At 70.4% G+C, this 18,711-nt stretch carries 14 protein-coding genes; 4 read left to right on the top strand and 10 right to left on the bottom strand.

The features are described from left to right. Nucleotides 1-52: 52 nt before the first annotated feature. On the bottom strand, nucleotides 53-1,927 hold the full coding sequence (gene lepA, locus AB0M63_RS20770; RefSeq protein WP_355924875.1) for a translation elongation factor 4: 1,875 nt from the start codon (nucleotides 1,925-1,927) through the stop codon (nucleotides 53-55). Between the two features lie 232 nt (nucleotides 1,928-2,159). Here lepA and rpsT point away from each other — a divergent pair, with 232 nt between their 5' ends. Further along, on the top strand, nucleotides 2,160-2,426 hold the full coding sequence (gene rpsT / locus AB0M63_RS20765) for a 30S ribosomal protein S20 (RefSeq protein WP_019074070.1): 267 nt from the start codon (nucleotides 2,160-2,162) through the stop codon (nucleotides 2,424-2,426). Between the two features lie 187 nt (nucleotides 2,427-2,613). Here the strand turns inward: rpsT and holA are convergent, their stop codons facing one another. From holA to AB0M63_RS20745, 4 genes are all read right to left on the bottom strand, one after another. Further along, nucleotides 2,614-3,603, bottom strand: a complete 990-nt coding sequence (gene holA, locus AB0M63_RS20760) for a DNA polymerase III subunit delta (RefSeq protein ID WP_355924878.1) — start codon at nucleotides 3,601-3,603, stop codon at nucleotides 2,614-2,616. Between the two features lie 72 nt (nucleotides 3,604-3,675). Then, on the bottom strand, nucleotides 3,676-3,921 hold the full coding sequence (locus AB0M63_RS20755) for a hypothetical protein (protein WP_355924880.1): 246 nt from the start codon (nucleotides 3,919-3,921) through the stop codon (nucleotides 3,676-3,678). Nucleotides 3,922-3,970: 49 nt separating this feature from the next. Next, entirely contained in the window at nucleotides 3,971-4,765 is a 795-nt protein-coding gene (locus AB0M63_RS20750) for an arylamine N-acetyltransferase (RefSeq protein ID WP_366020406.1), read from the bottom strand. 64 nt (nucleotides 4,766-4,829) lie between these two features. Next, nucleotides 4,830-5,417 carry a TetR/AcrR family transcriptional regulator gene (locus AB0M63_RS20745; RefSeq protein ID WP_366020405.1) on the bottom strand — a complete coding sequence of 196 codons (588 nt, stop codon included), beginning with the start codon at nucleotides 5,415-5,417 and terminating at the stop codon, nucleotides 4,830-4,832. Between the two features lie 57 nt (nucleotides 5,418-5,474). On the opposite strand from AB0M63_RS20745, the gene AB0M63_RS20740 reads away from it, so the two are divergent. Then, nucleotides 5,475-6,395, top strand: a complete 921-nt coding sequence (locus AB0M63_RS20740; protein WP_366020404.1) for an alpha/beta hydrolase — start codon at nucleotides 5,475-5,477, stop codon at nucleotides 6,393-6,395. A gap of 98 nt (nucleotides 6,396-6,493) precedes the next feature. Here AB0M63_RS20740 and AB0M63_RS20735 read toward each other — a convergent pair whose 3' ends face one another. The 5 genes from AB0M63_RS20735 to leuS form a co-directional block, all read right to left on the bottom strand. Continuing rightward, entirely contained in the window at nucleotides 6,494-9,205 is a 2,712-nt protein-coding gene (locus AB0M63_RS20735) for a ComEC/Rec2 family competence protein (protein WP_366020403.1), read from the bottom strand. Further along, on the bottom strand, nucleotides 9,202-10,425 hold the full coding sequence (locus AB0M63_RS20730; protein WP_366020402.1) for a ComEA family DNA-binding protein: 1,224 nt from the start codon (nucleotides 10,423-10,425) through the stop codon (nucleotides 9,202-9,204). The genes AB0M63_RS20735 and AB0M63_RS20730 overlap by 4 nt, the downstream gene beginning before the upstream one ends. A 152-nt stretch (nucleotides 10,426-10,577) precedes the next feature. Then, on the bottom strand, nucleotides 10,578-11,423 hold the full coding sequence (locus AB0M63_RS20725; protein WP_355924892.1) for a DegV family protein: 846 nt from the start codon (nucleotides 11,421-11,423) through the stop codon (nucleotides 10,578-10,580). A gap of 108 nt (nucleotides 11,424-11,531) precedes the next feature. Next, complete coding sequence (locus tag AB0M63_RS20720; protein WP_355924894.1) at nucleotides 11,532-12,263, bottom strand: hypothetical protein; 732 nt, start codon at nucleotides 12,261-12,263, stop codon at nucleotides 11,532-11,534. 143 nt (nucleotides 12,264-12,406) lie between these two features. Next, nucleotides 12,407-15,295 (bottom strand): leucine--tRNA ligase, encoded by a 2,889-nt coding sequence (leuS, locus tag AB0M63_RS20715; RefSeq protein ID WP_366020401.1) that lies wholly within the window; start codon nucleotides 15,293-15,295, stop codon nucleotides 12,407-12,409. Nucleotides 15,296-15,729: 434 nt separating this feature from the next. Between leuS and AB0M63_RS20710 the strand changes: the two genes are divergently transcribed. Together AB0M63_RS20710 and AB0M63_RS20705 are read left to right on the top strand one after the other, a co-directional pair. Then, a complete protein-coding gene (locus AB0M63_RS20710) occupies nucleotides 15,730-17,058 on the top strand; it encodes a cytochrome b/b6 domain-containing protein (protein WP_355925514.1) in 1,329 nt (442 codons plus the stop codon). Then, nucleotides 17,055-18,668 carry an NADH-ubiquinone oxidoreductase-F iron-sulfur binding region domain-containing protein gene (locus tag AB0M63_RS20705; protein ID WP_355925512.1) on the top strand — a complete coding sequence of 538 codons (1,614 nt, stop codon included), beginning with the start codon at nucleotides 17,055-17,057 and terminating at the stop codon, nucleotides 18,666-18,668. Before AB0M63_RS20710 ends, AB0M63_RS20705 begins: the two co-directional genes overlap by 4 nt. Nucleotides 18,669-18,711: the final 43 nt, after the last annotated feature.

The following is an 18,711-nucleotide window of genomic DNA, read 5'->3' as shown; positions in this document are numbered from 1 at the left end:
TGGATCGCCTGGGTGTCACCCTGTTGTCCCGGAATTCCGGTGTACGGGACCGCTACTTCTTGCCCTTGCCCCCGCCACCGCTGTCGTCACTGGAGAGCACGGCGATGAAGGCCTCCTGAGGAACCTCCACGGAACCCACCATCTTCATCCGCTTCTTGCCCTCCTTCTGCTTCTCCAGCAGCTTCCGCTTACGGGAGATGTCACCGCCGTAGCACTTGGCGAGGACGTCCTTGCGGATGGCGCGGATGGTCTCGCGGGCGATCACCCGCGAGCCGATGGCGGCCTGGATGGGCACCTCGAAGGCCTGCCGCGGGATCAGCTCCCGCAGCTTGGCGACCAGCCGCACCCCGTACGCGTACGCCGCGTCCTTGTGCGTGATCGCCGAGAACGCGTCCACCTTGTCGCCGTGCAGCAGGATGTCCACCTTGACCAGGCTGGACGTCACCTCGCCGGTGGGCTCGTAGTCGAGCGAGGCATAGCCGCGGGTCTTGGACTTCAGCTGGTCGAAGAAGTCGAAGACGATCTCCGCGAGCGGCAGCGTGTAGCGGATCTCCACCCGGTCCTCGGACAGGTAGTCCATGCCGAGCAGGGTGCCGCGCCGGGTCTGGCACAGCTCCATGATCGAACCGATGAACTCCGAGGGCGCGAGGATCGTCGCCCGTACGACCGGCTCGTAGACCTTGTCGATCTTCCCCTCGGGGAACTCGCTCGGGTTGGTGACGACATGCTCACTGCCGTCCTCCATGTCGACCCGGTACACCACGTTCGGCGCGGTGGCGATGAGGTCGAGCCCGAACTCGCGCTCCAGCCGCTCCCGGATCACGTCCAGGTGCAGCAGCCCGAGGAACCCGACACGGAAGCCGAAGCCGAGGGCGGCCGAGGTCTCCGGCTCGTACACGAGCGCGGCGTCGTTGAGCTGGAGCTTGTCCAGGGCCTCGCGCAGCTCCGGGTAGTCGGAACCGTCCAGCGGATACAGGCCCGAGAACACCATCGGCTTGGGGTCCTTGTATCCGCCGAGCGCCTCGGTCGCACCCTTGTTCAGGGTGGTGATCGTGTCACCGACCTTGGACTGGCGGACATCCTTCACCCCGGTGATCAGATAGCCGACCTCGCCGACGCCGAGCCCGTCCGCGCCGAGCATCTCCGGCGAGTTGGTGCCGATCTCCAGCAGCTCGTGCGTGGCGTTGGTCGACATCATCCGGATCCGCTCACGCTTGTTGAGCTGCCCGTCGATGACCCGGATGTACGTCACGACACCGCGGTAGGAGTCGTAGACCGAGTCGAAGATCATGGCGCGGGCGGGCGCGTCCGCGTTCCCGACGGGCGCCGGGATCTCCTTGACGACCTTGTTGAGCAGCGCGTCGACGCCGAGCCCGGTCTTGGCGGAGACCTTGAGCACGTCGTCGGGGTCGCAGCCGACGAGATTCGCCAGCTCCTCGGCGAACTTCTCGGGCTGCGCGGCCGGCAGGTCGATCTTGTTCAGTACGGGGATGATCGTGAGGTCGTTCTCCATCGCCAGGTAGAGATTGGCGAGGGTCTGGGCCTCGATGCCCTGGGCGGCGTCCACCAGCAGCACGGTGCCCTCGCAGGCGGCGAGCGACCGCGAGACCTCGTACGTGAAGTCGACGTGCCCCGGGGTGTCGATCATGTTGAGGATGTGCGTACTGCCCTCGCCGCCCCCGTCCGTGGGGGCCCACGGCAGACGCACCGCCTGGGACTTGATCGTGATGCCGCGCTCGCGCTCGATGTCCATGCGGTCGAGGTACTGAGCACGCATCTGCCGCTGGTCGACCACTCCGGTCAGCTGGAGCATCCGGTCGGCGAGCGTGGACTTGCCATGGTCGATGTGCGCGATGATGCAGAAATTGCGGATCAGCGCCGGGTCGGTACGGCTCGGCTCGGGCACATGGCTGGGGATCGCGGGCACGCAGGGTCCTGATTCTTGAGGCGTCCGCAGTGTCTGCGGTCTCGGGTCGGATCTATACGTAGGCTCCATGGTCCCACGAGCGGGGGCCTGCGACCGGTTTGGGCCGCTCCCGGAGCCACTGGTAGGCTGGGTGGCTGTGTCTCCTGCCCTCTCGGCAGCGGGACACACCCCAAGAAAAATCATCGGCCCGGGACCCGTGCGGCCCCGTGCCAGAACCTGCAAAGGCTCATTCGTGGCGAACATCAAGTCCCAGATCAAGCGGATCAAGACCAACGAGAAGGCTCGGCTGCGCAACAAGGCCGTCAAGTCCTCCCTGAAGACCGCGATCCGCAAGGCCCGTGAGGCTGCTGCCGCGGGTGACGTCGAGAAGGCCACCGAGTACCAGCGCGCTGCCGCGCGTCAGCTCGACAAGGCCGTCTCGAAGGGCGTCATCCACAAGAACCAGGCCGCCAACAAGAAGTCGGCGCTTGCTTCCAAGGTCACCGCGCTCAAGGGCTGATCCTTCCGCACTTGCCTCAGCCCGCGCACGCGCGGACCGAGCCAGTAGCAATCCACCGTGAGGACACGTCGAGCCCTCTACCTCGATTCACGGACAGACATCGTGGTCGCCACGCCACGTACAGTGCCCCCGGACCCACTTCGGGGGCATTGCTGTATCCGGAATGCCGTACCCGGAGGCCGAGTCGCTAGCCCTGCCCCCGTGAGCGGGCGGCCCGGGCGATCGTGACGACCGCCTTCTCCAACGCGTACTCCGGATCGTCCCCCCCGCCCTTCACTCCCGCGTCCGCCTCGGCCACCGCCCGCAGCGCGACGGAGACCGCGTCCGGGGTCCACCCCCGCATCTGCTGCCGCACCCGGTCGATCTTCCACGGCGGCATCCCCAGCTCACGCGCCAGATCCGCCGGCCGCCCCCCGCGCGCGGACGACAGCTTGCCGATCGCCCGCACTCCCTGCGCCAACGCACTGGTGATCAGCACCGGCGCCACCCCGGTGGACAACGACCACCGCAACGCCTCCAGCGCCTCCGCCGTCCGCCCTTCGACGGCCCGGTCCGCGACCGTGAAGCTCGACGCCTCGGCCCGCCCGGTGTAGTACCGCCCGACGACCGCCTCGTCGATGGTCCCCTCGACATCGGCGACCAACTGGGAGACGGCGGACGCCAGCTCCCGCAGATCGCTGCCGATGGAGTCGACGAGCGCCTGGCATGCCTCCGGCGTGGCCGATCTCCCGGTCGCCCGGAACTCACCCCGCACGAACGCCAGCCGGTCCGCCGGCTTCGTCATCTTCGGGCAGGCCACCTCCCGCGCCCCCGCCTTGCGCGCGGCATCGAGCAGCCCCTTGCCCTTGACCCCGCCCGCGTGCAACAACACCAGGGTGATCTCCTCGGCGGGCGCACCGAGATACCCCTTCACGTCCTTGATCGTGTCCGCGGACAGATCCTGCGCGTTGCGTACGACCACGACCTTGCGCTCCGCGAAGAGCGACGGGCTGGTCAGCTCGGCGAGCGTGCCGGGCTGCAACTGGTCCGAGGTCAGGTCACGTACATCCGTGTCGGCGTCGGCGGCCCTGGCGGCGGCCACCACCTCCTGCACGGCACGGTCGAGCAGGAGGTCCTCCTGGCCCACGGCAAGCGTCACCGGGGCGAGAGGGTCGTCATTCGCAGTCTTCCTGGCCATCTCGTAAAGCATCGCACGCGCCACTGACAACGCGGCCCGCGTGCCGGGTGCCGAGGCCGAGAGGGGTGCCGGTCACGGCTCCTCGCGCCAGCCATCCCACTCGCCCGCGAACGCGTCCAACTCCGCGGGATCGAGCCGCCCGTCCTCGTCCCGCAGCACAAGGAGCCACTGCGCGTCCTCGGCGTCGTCCTCACCGGCCAGCGCGTCCCGCACCAGCCGCGGCTCCTCGTCGAGCGCGAACCGCTCCCCGAGCGCCTCCGCCGCCTCCTGGGCCGCATCACGGTCGGGCAGCACCAGCACATGTCTCACATCACTCACGAGGACATGTTCCGGTACGCCCGCACCCGCACGCGAACCCGCCCAGGGCCTACGCGGCCTCACGCACCGTCGGCACCGCCTCCAGCTCGATCCCGAACCGCTCCCGGTACACCGCCAACACCTCTTCGTCCGTGGCCAGTTCGCGCACCTCCCGGGTCCCGTCCGCCCCCGTCACCGTCAGATCGCGCCCGCTGAGCGTGATCCGTCCGCCGTCGTCCGTGAGCCGCGAGCAGACCAGTGACCGGGTGAAGCGCGACACGGGCGAGGTGCTTTGCCACCACGCTCCGGCCACGAAGTCACCGAGCACCCGGGGCCGTGTCTCCAAGCGATACTCGGGCTTCCCGTTCCGGACCACATCCAGGTCCGCCGCGTCCGGCCCCGCTGCGACGACCCTGAACGTGCCGCCGGGATCCTCCTGTTCACCCCGCTCCCCGTAGGCCAGGGGATAGTGGCTGTGCGTCCCGAACCCCACATCGGCCAGCCACACATCCCCGTCCACCGTCCGCACCCGCAGCGCGAGATGGTCGTACGGAATCCCCAACTGCCCGTCGTCCCCGTGCACCCGCGCCGCGAGCAACTCGACATCGAAGCCCAGCGCAGCGAGCAACGCGCCGAACAGTCCGTTCAGTTCGTAGCAGAACCCGCCCCTGCCGCCGCCGATCACCTTGTCCAGCAGCCGGTTCTCCTCCAGCACGATCTCCTCGCCCAGATGAACCGACAGATTCTCGAAGGGCACGGTCTGCAGATGGCGCAGGTGCAGCTCGCGCAGGGCATCGACGGTGGGCGTCGCAGGGTACTTGGCTCCCAGGCGGCGGAGATAGGCGTCGATCTGTGCGGGGGTCATGCTCTCAGTGGATGTTCGAGAGGGCTTCTCATCGGGCACGTTCATGCTCCTGCTCGCGCACTACTCAAGGTAGTGACTGTGGTCCTTCAGGGATACGGGCGGCGGCCGCGGCGACGGTTGCCAGGTCTTCGCCCGAGAATCCGACGCGGCTCAGCACCGCCAGGGACTTGTTCGTCGCCAGTGTGGACAACGCCAGTTCCGCCGCCTCCCGCTCACCGGCCCCCGCCGCCCGCAAGGCCTGCTCCAGCATCGCCCGCAAACCGTCGATCATGGCGCGGACCATCGCCTGGCTCTCCGCGTCGAGGGCCGGGAACTGTGTTGCCGACACCGTGAGCAGGCAGCCGTCGGGGACTGTCGGGTCGGCGATGCGGTTCAGGGTGACCCGCAGGTAGGCGGCCACGACGGCGCTCGGGCTCGGGTGGGGGCCGGACAGTGCCTTGGCATACAGCGGGTGGTAGGTCTGCGCGTACCGCTGAAGGCTTTTCCGGAAGAGGGCGCTCTTGTCGCCGAACGTGCCGTAGAGCGAGCCCCGTCCCAGGCCCGTGCCCTCGGTCAGGCGGTCGATCGAGGCCTCCGAATAGCCCCAGCGCCAGAAGACATGCATCGCGCGGCGGAGCGCCTCGTCCACGTCGAATTGCTTGCGGCCTGCCATGGTTCGTCAGTCTACAGGTCTTGTAACGATCGTTCCAACATGCCTACGATGACCGGCATGACAAGCCTTGGTTCGCTGCGGCTGCCCGACGGGTTCGCCGACATCTTCACCAGCCGCCTCGTGGAACTGGACGGGCTGCGACTGCACGCGGTCACCGGCGGGGACGGCCCGCCGCTGCTGCTGATCGGCGGATGGCCACAGACCTGGTACGCCTGGCGGGAGGTGATGCCCGCGCTCGCCCGCGAGCACACCGTCGTCGCCGTCGACTCGCGCGGAGCCGGGCTCTCCGACAAACCCGACGACGGTTACGACGCCGGCACCCTGGCCGCCGACCTGGTCGCGTTGATGGCCGCGCTCGGGCACGACCGGTTCGACGTGGTCGGCCACGACATCGGCACGTGGACCGGATACGCCCTCGCCGCCGATCACCCCGAGCGGGTGGGCCGGCTCACCATCGTCGAAGCCATGATCCCCGGTCTCACGCCGTCCCCGCCGGTCTTCGGCCCGGCCGCGGCCAACCAGAAACTCTGGCAGTTCGGCTTCAACCGGCTCACCGAACTCAACGAGGAACTGGTCCGAGGGCGGGAACGGCTCTTCTTCGGCTGGCAGTTCGCCACCAAGGCCGCCACCCCGACCTCGATCCCCGCGTACGCCGTCGACGTCTACGTCGACGCGATCACCGCAGATCCCCGCGCGCTGCGGGCGAGCTTCGCGTACTACCGGGCGCTGGACGAGACGATCGCGCAGAACGAGCGGCGCGGCAGGACCCGGCTGACGCTGCCGGTGCTCGCCGTCGGCGGCGCGCTGTGGAGCGGCGAGAACGCTGCCCAGACGATGCGGCTGGCCGCCGACGACGTCACCGGGGTGGTCCTCGACGACTGCGGCCATTACCCGGCCGAGGAGCAGCCGACGCGGTTCACCGAGATCCTGCGGGACTTCCTCGACGGCAAACCGGTGTCGGGGGTGCCGCACGTCTGACGTGTGGGTGGCGGAGTTTTGCCATGTCCGTCTTCCTCCCCCCCCATCCCTCCCCCCTCCCCCTCCCCGCCCCACCCCTCCCTCCCCCACCCTCGCCCTCAGTCCCGCGTCACCCGAAGCCCGGCTCCCGCGCCTCCCACCGCCAGCGCACCGTCCACGTCCGTCCGCAGGACCACCGCTCCCATCGACCGCAGCGCCGCGACCGTGCTCGGGGCGGGGTGGCCGTAGACGTTGTTCTCACCGCAGGAGATCAGGGCCAGCCTCGGGGCCACCCGGCGTATCAGTTCCGGATCCTGGTAGGCGGAACCGTGATGGGCGACTTTGAGTACGTCCACGCCTCCCAGCAACGCGGCCGCCGGTGACCTCAACAGCTCCTGCTGGGCCGGGGGTTCGAGGTCTCCGAGCAGCAGCAGGCGCAGTCCGGCCGTCCGTACCAGCAGGGCGACGCTGGCGTCGTTCGGCCCGTCCGGGTCCGGTGCCGGGCGCGGCGGGGGCCACAGCACCTGCCAGGCGAGCGGACCGGTGCGTCGCTGTTCCCCGGCCACCGCCCGGGTGATCGGGATGTGCCGTTCCGCTGCCGCTCTCCGTACGAACTCGGCCTGGTCCACGGGCTCTTCGAAGGAGGTCGTCTCGATGGCGCCCACCGAGCGGCCCCGCAGCACCCCGGGCAGGCCCGCGACATGGTCGGCGTGGAAGTGGGTCAGGACGACGAGCGGGATCCTGGTGATGCCGAGCGTGCGCAGACACTGGTCGACCAGCTTCGGATCGGGTCCGGCGTCCACGACCACTGCGGCGCCCTTGCCCGCCGCGAGCACCGTCGCGTCACCCTGCCCGACATCGCACATCGCGAACCGCCAGCCCGGCGGCGGCCAGCCCGTGATCACCCGGGTCAGCGGCGCCGGCTCCACCACGACCAGCAGCAGAAGCAGCCCGCAGACACCGCACAGCCAGGGATGCCCGAGCAACCGTCGGCCGACCAGTACGAGGGCCGCGACGGCCACCGCGAGCAGCAGCGCCCCGGTCCAACTGCCCGGCCAGTCCACTCCCCCGCCCGGCAGCGCCGCCCCGGTGCGAGCGACATCCGCGATCCACCCGGTGGGCCAACTCGCCCCCCAGGCAAGGATCTTGGCCACCGGCATCGCCAGCGGTGCCGTCGCCAGTGCCGCGAAACCCAGCACCGTGGCCGGTGCGACAGCGACCTCCGCGAGCAGGTTGCACGGCACCGCCACCAGGCTGACCCGTGCCGACAGCACGGCCACGACCGGCGCGCACAGCGCCTGCGCGGCGGCAGCGGCGGCCAGTGCCTCGGCCAGTCGAGGCGGAACCCGGTGCCTCCGCAGCACTTCGCTCCAGCGCGGTGCGAGCGTGAGCAGGGCGCCGGTGGCCAGCACGGAGAGCAGGAAGCCGTAACTCCGGGCCAGCCACGGGTCGTAGAGGACCAGGAGCAGCACGGCCGTCGCCAGCGCCGGGATCAGTGATCTGCGGCGCCCGGTCGCCAGGGCGAGCAGCGCGACGGCACCGCAGGCGGCGGCCCGCAGGACGCTCGGGTCGGGGCGGCACACGACGACGAACCCGAGTGTGAGCACCCCGCCGAGCAGGGCGGTCGCCCGGAGGGAGATGCCCAGGCGGGGTGCCAGACCCCGGCGTTCGATGTGCTGGGCGAGGCCGGGTGGTCCGATGAGGAGGGCGAGCAGGATGGTCAGGTTGCTTCCGGAGACGGCGAGGGTGTGGGCGAGGTCCGTCTCCTTGAAGGCCTCGTCCAGTTCGGGTGTGATGCGCGCGGTGTCCCCGACGACGAGTCCCGGCAGCAGGGCCCGCGCGTCCGCCGGCAGCCCGTCGGTGGCCTCGCGGAGCCCGGCTCGCAGCCGCCCCGCGAACCTCTGTGCCCCGGACGGCTCCCCCACCAGCTCCGGAACCGGCTGGTTCCGCACCCGCAGCACGGCCGCGACCCGGTCCCCGCTCGTGAGCGAGGGCGCCAACCGCGCGGTCACCCTCACCCGCGTGGAAGGAAGCAGCCCGAGCCAGGGCGAACGCTCCGGCCCACCGCGGAAACCCCGCACGCCGTACGCCGCGCCTTTGCTGCGCGAGCCCGGATCGACGATCAGCAGCACCGGCGCCCGAGTGTCCACGGCCGTCCCGTCCGTCTCCTCCACCCGTCGTACCTCGGCCTCGATCAGCACGGAGACCGGAGCCGCGTGATCACCACTGATCCGGGGCCGGGTCAGCCGTGGATCGGAACCGACCTCCACCTCCGCGGTCACGGCCGCGTACTCCCGCGCCAACTCCGGCACCGGTCCTCGGCGCAGATCGGCTCCGTGCAGCCCGGCGGAGGCGGCGGCCGCGGCGATGGAGAGGAGCAGGGCGGCGATCGAGGCACGGGGCCATGCGGCCTGCCGCCATGACGATGCGAGGCGGAGTCCTTCCGGCGGGCGGGCTGGACTTTCGTCCGGTGAGCGGGCCGAGCGTGCGTCCGGTGTGGGGCCGGAGCATGCGCCCGGTGAGAGGCCAGGGTGTGCGTCCGGCCCGGAAGGGCTACGGCTGTCGTCGCCCGCGCTGCGCCGTCGCCGCGTCACCAGAAGCAGTACGAGCGCCACCGTCAGCGCGGCGACGGCGACCCCGGTGACCCGGGCCGGCGACGCGTCCAGCGCCAGTGCCGCCGTCGCCCAGGCCGCGAGCGCGGGCGGTACGAGTCGTAGGTCCGTCGGCCCTTCCTGTTGCGGGTGTGCGGCGCCCCGCCGATTGCCGGAGGCGGCGTGCACGTCCCGGCGAGGCGTCACCGACTGGGGCGGATCGCCGTGGGAGCGGGTCATGGCTGCACCAGGTCCCGCAGATCGGAGAAGCGTCGGTCGCCGATCCCATTGACCTGGCGCAGCTCGTCCACCGAGCGGAAGCCGCCGTGCCGGGTGCGGTAGTCGATGATGTGCTGGGCCAGGACCGGTCCCACGCCGGGGAGGGTGTTGAGCTGGTCCGCGGTGGCCGTGTTGAGGGAGATCGGTGCCGTCGGAGCCGCTCCGGTGGCGGAACCCACCGTGTTCGCACCGCCTGTCCCTGGCACCGCCGCAGGGGCGGCACCGCCGACGACGATCTGCTCCCCGTCCACGAGGAACCGGGCACGGTTGAGCCCTTCGGTGTTCGTGCCCGGGCGCACTCCACCGGCCGCTCGCAGCGCATCGGTCACCCTTGAACCGGCCGGAAGCCGATGAACCCCGGGTGCCCGGACCTTGCCACTGACGTCCACGACGATCTGGGCGCCGGCCGCACTCGAAACACCGGGCGCCCCGGCCGACGAGGCACGCGGCCGGCCCTCTTCACTCGCGGCCCCGCTTCCGTCCCCGTCTCCGTCTCCGTAGGGGGCCACTGCCCGGACCACCTCCGGGGCGCGCACGGGCTGGGTCCGGCCCGCCCAGAAGTGCTGTACGGCGAAGACCGCGGCCACGACCAGCAGCACGCCGAGCGCGACCGCGCTCCGCCGCTCCAGCCCGCACCGCGTCTGCACCCACACCGGCATCCGCTCCCGCAGCGCTGCCCCGACCCGTTCCCGCCAGGCCCCCGACACCCGATCGCCCCCGACATCGGAATCTTCGGCATATCCGGTATGCGAGAAGACATCAGGATCAGGGACAGCACCCCTCGGCGATCCCACCGGAGCCGCCCGCTCGCCCTCCTCCGGAACACCTCGCGGACGAACATCCACAGGCGCCGGAAACCGAAGCCCCGCCGCCCTGACAACAGGCGGAACGGGACGTCCCACGGCTTCAGCTACCGGCGATGAAAGGCCCTCAGCAGCCCGGTCCTCGACTTCCCCGACAACCCGCCCGTCCCCCGGCGGTCCATTCCCCAACTCCCCCCGCTCCCCGCCACGTTCAGCGAAGAGCACCTCCGCGCGTCGCCGAAGTTCCTCCGCCGAAGCCTGCCGATGTGCCCGCCCCCGTGTCGGCGGGCGGCGATACCGGGTTCGGCCGTCGGAGGACGGGGCGCGGCCCGGGCCGCTGGTCGCGGTCGCTGTGTGTGAGCGTGATCGAAGTGCCATGCGCCGAGGATCGGACATCCCGCGACTTCGTGATGATCTTGGTCAATTCCCGGGGACGACCACCCAGTTGTGGATAACTCCGTCACCCGCACGAGGCATCAGCCCTCGAAGGTCTCCCCCTCGAAGAACCGTTCAACCGGCGGAGCCACCCCTCACCGCGCCGAAACCACAGCCCCCAACAACCCGGGCCCGGTATGCGCCCCGATCACCGCCCCGACCTCGCTCACATGCAGCTCGGCCAGCCCGGGCACCCGTGCCCGCAACCGGTCCGCGAGGGCCGACGCCCGCTCGGGTGCGGAGAGATGGTGGACGGCGATGTCGACCTGGGCGCTGCCCGCACGGTCGGCGGCGAGTTCCTCCAGGCGGGCGATCGCCTTCGACGCCGTCCGTACCTTCTCCAGGGGTTCGATGCGCCCGCCCTCCAACTGGAGCAGGGGTTTCACGGCGAGCGCGGAGCCCAGCAGGGCCTGGGCCGCGCCGATACGGCCGCCCCGGCGGAGATAGTCGAGGGTGTCGACGTAGAAGTAGGCGGAGGTGCCCGCGGCGCGCTTCTCCGCCGCTGTGACGACCTCGTCCACCGTGCCGCCCGCCTCCGCCGTCTCGGCCGCGGCGAGTGCGCAGAAGCCGAGGGCCATCGCGATCATCCCGGTGTCCACGACCCGCACCGGCACGGGTGCCTCACGCGCTGCGACTACCGCCGCGTCGTAGGTGCCGGAGAGTTCGGCGGAGAGGTGCAGGGAGACGATGCCGGTAGCACCGGACTCGGCGACCTTGCGGTAGATCTCCGCGAAGCGCTGGGGACTGGGGCGCGAGGTGGTGACCGGGCGCCGCTTCTGCAGGGCCTGCGCCAGGGAGCGGGTCGAGATCTCGGTGCCCTCTTCGAGCGCCCGGTCGCCCAGGACGACGGTCAGTGGGACCGCTGTGATGCCGTGGCGCTCCATCGTCAGCGGCGGCAGGTAGGCCGTTGAATCGGTGACGATCGCGACATGGCGGGACATGAGCTGGAGGTTACCTGCCGTAGCGGCCGGGCGGCAGCCCGACCCCTCTCACCTGGGCCGGAACCGGACGGATCACCACATGCCGCCGGACCGAGCCGTGCCGCCCGATCAAGTCGTGCTCTCGGGACGGGGTTTCTTCTGCCAGGGGTAGGTCGGGCGTCGTCCCGGCGGGGTGATGGCGGACGGAGCCGGTTCCTCGGCGGCGGGGCGGGCGCGCGGGGTCTCCGGCCAGGTCTGCTGGGCCGTCGTGCTGTCGGCGGGCGGGGCGTCGGGCCACGGAGGTGGTGTGTGCTCCGACTTCGTCCAGTGCCGCAGGGCGCCGGCCTCCACGTCTATCTGGGCGCTCAGCGCGTCCAGGTCGTCCTCCGCGAAGCGGCCTGCGCGGTCGCGGGCGGCCCAGCGCAGCGAGTCCGCCGATTTCGTGATGCGCTCGGTGCGCTCGCGCAGGGCGGGCAGCCGCTTCGCGAGTGTGCCGCGGTCCGGCTCCGACTCCAGGCGCCTGAGCTCGCCGTCGAGTTCGCGGCCGTGTGCGCTGAGCCGCTCGAAGAGGCCCAGGGACTCCTTGAGGGACTCGTCCTCGGTCACGCCCGCGTGCAGCGCGTCCTGGGTCGCGCGCATCGATGTGCGCAGCGCGAGCCGCAGTTGGGCCACCTGTCCCTGTGGTCCGGGCTGGGCGAAGGACTTGGCGCGCAGGGTGTGGTCCTCGACGGTGCGCCGGGCCTGCGCGACGGTGCGGTCGACGCCGCGCTTGGCCGCACCGATCGCCTTCACCGCGACATAGCCGCCAAGGACCACGAACAGCAGGAAGAGAAGGGCGAAGACTGCGATCACGGCTTCCAACGCTCCTCCACCGGCTCCGGGCGGCACACGCCGCGCCGCTCTTCAACGGTAAACGCAAAGGGCAGGCCCGGAGTTCCAAAAGAACCCCGAACCTGCCCGTAGGGGACTACCCCCACACCTGCGTACGACTCCGACTGCGACGCCTACGCCGGAACGATGTTCACCAGCTTCGGCGCCCGCACGATCACCTTGCGGATGCCCGCGCCCTCCAGCGCGGCGACGACCTTCTCGTCGGCCAGCGCGACCTTCTCCAGGTCGGCGTCGGAGATCGTCGGGGAGACCTCCAGCCGCGCCTTGACCTTGCCCTTGATCTGCACGACGCAGGTCACGCTCTCGTCCACGACGTACGCCGGGTCGGCGACCGGGAAGTCCTGGTGGACCACCGTGTCGGTGCGGCCCAGCTTGCGCCACAGCTCCTCGGCGATGTGCGGGGCCAGCGGCGCGATCAGCAGCACCAGCGACTCGGCGACGGAGCGCGGCACCGCGCCGCCCGTCTTGGTCAGTTGGTTGTTCAGCTCGGTGATCTTGGCGATGGCCGTGTTGAAGCGCAGCCCTTGCAGGTCCTGGCGCACCCCGTCGATGGCCTTGTGCAGGGCACGCAGCGTGTCCACGTCGATGTCGGCGTCCGGGACGTCCACGACGGTGACCTCGCCGGTCGTCTCGTCGACGACGTTGCGCCACAGCCGCTGCAGCAGCCGGTACTGGCCCACCACCGCGCGCGTGTCCCACGGCCGGGACACGTCCAGCGGGCCCATGGCCATCTCGTACAGGCGCAGGGTGTCGGCGCCGTACTCGTCGCAGATCTCGTCCGGAGTGACCGCGTTCTTCAGGGACTTGCCCATCTTGCCCAGCAGCCGGGAGACCTTCTCGCCCTGGTGGTAGTAGGCGCCGTCGCGCTCCTCCACCTCGGCGGCCGGCACCGGGAAGCCCCGGCTGTCCCGGTAGACGTAGGCCTGGATCATGCCCTGGTTGAACAGCTTGTGGAACGGCTCGGCCGACGAGACGTGTCCCAGGTCGAACAGCACCTTGGACCAGAACCGCGCGTACAGCAGGTGCAGTACGGCGTGCTCGGCGCCGCCGACGTACAGGTCGACGCCGCCGTGCGGGATGTCCGCGCGGGGGCCCATCCAGTACTGCTCGATGGCCGGGTCGACCAGCTTCTGGTCGTTGTGCGGGTCCAGGTAGCGCAGTTCGTACCAGCAGGAACCGGCCCAGTTCGGCATGGTGTTGGTCTCGCGGCGGTACTTCCGGGGGCCGCGGCCGTCGCCCAGGTCCAGGGTGACGGCGACCCAGTCCTCGTTGCGGGACAGGGGCGTCTCCGGGGAGGTGTTCGCGTCGTCCGGGTCGAAGGTGCGCGGCGAGTAGTCCTCGACCTCCGGCAGCTCCAGGGGCAGCATCGACTCGGGCAGGGAGTGCGCGACGCCGTCCTCGTCGTAGACGATCGGGAAGGGCTCGCCCCAGTAGCGCTGGCGGCTGAACAGCCAGTCGCGCAGGCGGAAGTTGACGGTGCCCTCGCCGATGCCCTTGCGGGCCAGCCACTCGGTGATGCGGGCCTTGGCCTCGGGGACGGGCAGGCCGTCCAGGGAGATGTCGTCGTTCGAGGAGTTGATGATCTTCGCGTCGTAGGACCCGAAGGCGTTCTCCCATGTCGACGTGTCGGTGCCGCGGCCGTCGGTCGGCTCGACGATGCAGTGGATCGGCAGCTCGAAGGCGCGCGCGAAGTCGAAGTCGCGCTGGTCGCCCGCCGGGACGGCCATGATCGCGCCGGTGCCGTAACCCATCAGTACGTAGTCGGCGATGAAGACGGGGACCTGGGCGCCGTTGACCGGGTTGGTCGCGAACGCGCCGGTGAAGACACCGGTCTTGTCCTTGGCCTCGGCCTGCCGCTCCACGTCGGACTTGGTGCCGGCCTGCGCGCGGTAGGCGGTGACGGCCTCCGCCGGGGTGGCGTGGCCGCCGGTCCACACGTCGTGGGTGCCCTCGGGCCAGGCGTCCGGCGTGAACTTGTCGACCAGCGGGTGCTCGGGCGCCAGCACCATGTAGGTCGCGCCGAACAGGGTGTCGGGGCGGGTGGTGAAGACGGTGATGTGCTCCCCGTCGACGGGGAAGTCGACGCGGGCGCCCTCGGAGCGGCCGATCCAGTTGCGCTGCTGCAGCTTGATGGCCTCGGGCCAGTCCAGCTCCTCCAGGTCCGCCAGCAGCCGGTCGGCGTAGGCGGTGATGCGCATGTTCCACTGGCGCAGCTTGGCCTTGAAGACGGGGAAGTTGCCGCGCTCGGAGCGGCCGTCGGCGGTGACCTCCTCGTTGGCCAGGACGGTGCCCAGGCCGGGGCACCAGTTGACGGGTGCGTCGGAGGCGTACGCCAGGCGGAACTCGCTCAGGACGTCGGCGCGCTCGGTGGCACTCAGGTCCGGCCACGCGCGCGTGTGCCCCGGTACGGCTCGCTCACCGGTCTCGAACTGGGCGATCAGCTCGGCGATCGGGCGGGCCTTGTCGGCCTCGTCGTCGTACCAGGAGTTGAAGATCTGCAGAAAGATCCACTGGGTCCACTTGTAGTACTCGGGGTCGATCGTGGCGAACGACCGGCGCTTGTCGTGGCCCAGGCCCAGTGCGCGCAGTTGGGACTTCATGTTGTCGATGGCGGCGACGGTGGTGATCCGGGGGTGCTCGCCCGTCTGGACGGCGTGCTGCTCGGCGGGCAGGCCGAAGGCGTCGAAGCCCAGGGTGTGCAGCACGTTGTGGCCGGTCATCCGCTGGAACCGGGCGAACACATCGGTGGCGATGTAGCCCAGGGGGTGGCCGACGTGCAGGCCCGCACCCGAGGGGTACGGGAACATGTCCATGATGAACTTCTTGGGCCGGGCGGCCAGTTCGGGGTCGCCGGCCAGGTCGCCGCTCGGATTGGGCGCCTCGTAGGTGCCCTCGGCGTCCCAGAAGTCCTGCCAGCGTGCCTCGATGTCCGCGGCCATGGCGGCGGTGTAGCGGTGCGGCGCGACCGCCTCGGCGGCGGCAGCGGGGTTCGTCTCGCTCATGATCCTCAAAGCTCCATCGATCGTCTCTGCCAGCGGCTCAGGCTGCGACATGCAGCAAATGAAAAATCCCCTCGCACAGGAGGGGACGCCGCGCCGATTCCGACCTCACCGGTCACCGGTGGTCGGGACTCATCAGCGCGGCTCACTAAGCAGAAGGCGTACAGCACGCATGCGATGAGGGTACCGCAGCGCTTGAGCACAACGCGACGCGCTTCCGTATGCCTTCTAGATGCCCCCGCGCATCGCACGCAGGACCGTACCGAGACCACGCCAAGGCCAAAGGTTACTTCGCGTAACAGCCCCTAAGGGACATCACTACAACCGCATATTCACTTGATAACAACGCAATAACTCAAACCTCGTACCCACCGGTATGGAGCCACTTAGAGTTCGGCAGCGGGACCGCTTTCCCGATACTGCTCGGAGTTGCCCCCATGAACCCTCGTCGTAGTACCAGTTCGCTCCCCAAGCCGGGCCGTTCGGCCTATGGCGTGATGAGCGTCGTCGTCCTGCTCTTCATACCCGTGTTCGTGCTGCTCGGAGGCAGTCGGGTACAGGACTTTCTCAACTTCGGTGCGGGCGTTCTCTCGCTCGTCTCCCTCACCTGCTCGGTGATCTGGGGGCTCGTCGCCCAGGACCGGGTAGTCCTGAACATCCGCCAGCGGATCGTGGCCCAGGGCATCCACCGGGTGACCGCCGTCGGCTCGATCGCGTTCCTCGTGATCCACATCACAGTGAAGCTGGCGCTCGACCACACGGTCCTGATCGCCGCGCTGATCCCCTTCAGCCTCGGCGTGAAGGGCAGCGCCGGGCTCATCGGCCTCGGCTCCCTGGCCGGCCTGCTCATGATCTTCGTGGGCATCACCGGCGCCCTGCGCAACCAGTTCGCGTCCCCCGCGCCGGTCGCCGCCCGCTGGCGCGCGATGCACATGCTGGCCTACCCGGCCTGGTGCGCGGCGCTCGTCCACGGCCTGTTCGCGGGCCGCGCGGCGAAGCCCTTCTTCATGATCTCGTACGAGCTGTGCCTGGTCGGGGTCGCCGCCGCCCTCGCCCTGCGCTCGGCGCCCCGCCCCTTCAAGCGGAGGTTCGCCGACAAGATCGCCATGCTCCTGGGCAACGAGGAGCGGCCGGGTCTCGACGAACTCGACGCCAGCCGGGGCCGCGTGGCCGAGTCCGCGCTGCCGGGCTACGAGAGCCGCCGGCCGGCCGAGGGCCGACGCGCCGCGCAGCAGCCCTCGTTCACCGAGACCGGGTCGATGCCGCGCGTGGACCCCGCCATGTACGAGACAAGGTCCATGACCCCGGAGCCGTCGAACGGTTTCGCGGCCGCCTACCGCACCGCCACGCCCGAATCCACCGGTCAGATGCCGTTCGTCACCGACCAGACCTCGCGCATGAACGTACCGATGGACATGCAGAACACCGAGGCGGTCCCGCGCGTGGACAGCGGCGGCAGCACCTCCGGCAGTTGGCCGATCCCGTCGCCGCCGCCGGTCGGCGAGGCACCCCCGTCGGCCTACGACCCGCTCCAGGACACCGGATACAACATCCCGACGTACAACAACAATTCGGGCACCGGCGGGTACGGCGAGGGATACGTGTACGACACCGGTGAGTCAAACGGTGCCTCTGGTACGTACAACCCCAATGACACGTACAACAGCGGTCCCGCCACTGATCAGACGCCTGGTGCCTCGTACGACTTCGACGCGCCGGGCAACTCGGGCGAACCTTGGAACACGCCTTCCGGAGGCTATAGGTGAACGAGGCCCTGCCCGACGTCCCGGAAGTCCGCGTCGTCGGGCTTCCTCAGCTCACGTCGGGCTTCGACCTTGTCGAGAGACTTGACCTGCCCATGCACCTGAAGGTGCACGGGCCGCTCGAACCGATGGGCGGGGAGCAGCTCGCGAAGCTCTCCGAGGCGATCAACCTGAAGGGCCGCGGCGGCGCGGGCTTCCCCTTCCACAAGAAGCTGCGGTCGGTCGCCGAGGCGGCGATCAAACGCGGCGTACGACCCGTCGTCGTCGTCAACGGCAGCGAGGACGAACCGGCCTGCCGCAAGGACACGGTGCTCATCAACCGTGCCCCGCACCTCATCCTGGACGGCGCGCTGCTGGTCGCCGAAGCCCTGGGTGCCCGCACGCTCGTGGTGGGGGTCACCAGGGAGTCGACGCAGCGCTCCATGGAGGCCGCGCTCTCCGAACGCGGCCTCAGCAACAGCCGCCGCTCGGCCCTGAAGGCGTTCGTCCAGCGCAACCCGGTCCGCATGGTCACGGGCGCCGCCGCGTCACTGATCCGCTCGATCGACGGCGGCCCGGCGATCCCGCCGGGCCGCAAGGTCAGCGCCTCGCAGAACGGCGTCGGCGGCGCCCCGACCCTGCTGTCGAACGCCGAGACCTTCGCCCAACTCGCCATCGCCGCCCGCATCGGCCCGGAGCGCTACGGCAACACCGGCCTCTACGACGAGCCCGGCACCGTCATGCTCACGGTCTCCGGGGCGGTCGCGCGCCCCATGGTGATCGAGGTCCCCACGGGTGTACCGCTGCGCTACGTCCTGCAGTTGGCCGGCGCCCCGCCGGTCCCCCAGGGTGTGCTGACGGGCGGTTACCACGGCAAGTGGATCGACGCGGCGACGGTCAACGAGGCGATCGTCTCCCGCAACTCCCTGGACGCGGTGGGCGGTGCGCTCGGCGCCGGCGCCATCATGCCGATCACCCAGGAGACCTGCCCCCTGGGCGAGTCGCTGCGCGTGGCCCAGTGGCTGGCCGACGAGAGCGCGGGACAGTGCGGTCCCTGCTACCTCGGTCTGCCCGCCGCCGCGCGCGGCATGGAGGACATCCTCAACGGCGGCGGTCCGGCCGCCCTGGAGGCGCTGAAGCAGGTCGCCAAGGCCGTGAAGCGGCGCGGCGCGTGCTCGCACCCGGACGGCTCCGCGATGTTCCTGGAGTCGACCATCAAGGCGTTCACGGACGACCTCGCCGCCCACGTGCTCGGAAACGGCTGCGGAAGGCCCGTGGAGGGCGTTCTGCCGCTCTTCGAGGGCGGCCAGGTCCCGGCGGGCATCACGAGCGGCGCGGAGGCCGAGGAGAGCGGTCCCAGCCGTCAGAAGATCTACGTCGACTGGACACTGTGCCGGGGCCACGGCCTGTGCGCGGACATCCTCCCGGAGGTCTTCGAACTCGGCGCCGACGGATTCCCCACCGTCGCGCAGGCCCAGGTGCCGCGGTACGCGGAGGCGAAGGCGCTCCGCGCGGTACGCCGCTGCCCCGCGCTCGCCCTCCGCCTGGAGGAGGAGACCGCCCGGGACAAGGGCCCGGCCCGCAACCTGCCGGTCCTCTCCCAGGGGCGCGGCCGGCGGGCCCTGGGCCGCTGAAGCAAGCGGACGAGCGGTGGGCCGCCCTCTGTGGAGGGCGGCC

It is taken from the genome of Streptomyces sp. NPDC051576 (genome assembly GCF_040681835.1).
Taxonomy (GTDB): domain Bacteria; phylum Actinomycetota; class Actinomycetes; order Streptomycetales; family Streptomycetaceae; genus Streptomyces.
Note: the sequence above shows the minus strand (reverse complement) of the source record. Positions and strands in the feature narration are given on the sequence as shown.